Annotated in this window: 1 protein-coding gene and 1 pseudogene; one reads left to right on the top strand and one right to left on the bottom strand. The window is 58.5% G+C overall.

What is annotated here, in order from left to right:
• On the top strand, positions 1-232 hold a 232-nt coding region (locus B3C64_RS02105; protein WP_291533378.1), incomplete at its 5' end, for a hypothetical protein.
• Positions 233-260: 28 nt separating this feature from the next.
• Here the strand turns inward: B3C64_RS02105 and B3C64_RS02100 are convergent.
• Positions 261-407 (bottom strand): annotated as a pseudogene (locus tag B3C64_RS02100) (DUF4032 domain-containing protein); the annotation flags it as partial.

Here is a 407-nt window from a genome sequence, read left to right as displayed (position 1 = left end):
GCAAGCTCAGAGGCAGTTCAAACGGCGTTCACAACGGTGTTTAGCGATGCGCTTTGCCGAGGGAACCGTGACGGTTCCTCTAATGGCAATCGCATTCGATAAAGCCCATTCCCGCTGGGGTTCGATTCCGCAGTCTTGCAAATCGAACCCCAATGGGAATGGGCTTTTCGTTGGTCTTTCGCCGGCCTTCGCCGGCGGCTGTGCGCTCACGTTCGTTAAGCGAACCGGCTAAGCAGATTGACTGGGCGACTCAGTGCACGTCAGTGGCTCCACACCGCCGCATCCGGATCGTCGTCCGGATTGTAGCCGTCATCGTCGGCATCGTTGTACGTGTACTCGTCATCGACGACGCCGGAATCGGCTTCGGCGTTCAGCTCGTTCACGGCCTTCGCGTCCAGCTTGTACTG

Source organism: Bifidobacterium sp. UBA6881, from assembly GCA_002451435.1.
GTDB lineage: Bacteria > Actinomycetota > Actinomycetes > Actinomycetales > Bifidobacteriaceae > Bifidobacterium.
Note: the sequence above shows the minus strand (reverse complement) of the source record. Positions and strands in the feature narration are given on the sequence as shown.